The sequence below is a fragment of the Arthrobacter cavernae genome (assembly GCF_017368795.1).
GTDB lineage: Bacteria > Actinomycetota > Actinomycetes > Actinomycetales > Micrococcaceae > Arthrobacter > Arthrobacter cavernae.
In genome coordinates, this window is the sequence record NZ_JAFNLL010000120.1 from 1 (window position 1) to 914 (window position 914).

A 914-nucleotide genomic window follows, 5' to 3' on the forward strand; every position below is an offset into this window, starting at 1 on the left:
AGGTGGGAGACGTGGAAGCCCGGACGCCAGTCCGGGTGGAGTCATCGTTGAAATACCACTCTGGTCACTTTGGACATCTAACTTCGGCCCGTGATCCGGGTCAGGGACAGTGCCTGATGGGTAGTTTAACTGGGGCGGTTGCCTCCTAAAAAGTAACGGAGGCGCCCAAAGGTTCCCTCAGCCTGGTTGGCAATCAGGTGTCGAGTGTAAGTGCACAAGGGAGCTTGACTGTGAGAGAGACATCTCGAGCAGGGACGAAAGTCGGGACTAGTGATCCGGCGGTACATTGTGGAATGGCCGTCGCTCAACGGATAAAAGGTACCTCGGGGATAACAGGCTGATCTTGCCCAAGAGTCCATATCGACGGCATGGTTTGGCACCTCGATGTCGGCTCGTCGCATCCTGGGGCTGGAGTAGGTCCCAAGGGTTGGGCTGTTCGCCCATTAAAGCGGTACGCGAGCTGGGTTTAGAACGTCGTGAGACAGTTCGGTCCCTATCCGCTGCGCGCGCAGGAAATTTGAGAAGGGCTGTCCTTAGTACGAGAGGACCGGGACGGACGAACCTCTGGTGTGTCAGTTGTACTGCCAAGTGCACCGCTGATTAGCTACGTTCGGATGGGATAACCGCTGAAAGCATCTAAGCGGGAAGCTCGCTTCAAGATGAGATTTCCACACACGAAAGTGTGGGAGGCCCCCAGCCAGACCACTGGGTTGATAGGCCGGATGTGGAAGACAGGACCAACGACTGTCGAAGCTGACCGGTACTAATAGGCCGACAACTTACACCACACACAACACACGCACGCGTCCACTATGTGGTTCCCAGACAACAAACCCGCGTTTGTTGCCACGGGAACACAACTGAACAACAACACCACGGAACCCCGAACAGGGTTCGCATGTTGTAACCACACA

General features: G+C 55.8%; 1 rRNA gene. It reads left to right on the forward strand.

Going from position 1 to position 914, the window contains the following annotated elements:
* Positions 1 to 788, forward strand: a 23S ribosomal RNA gene (locus tag J1902_RS19075); the annotation flags it as partial.
* Positions 789 to 914: the final 126 nt, after the last annotated feature.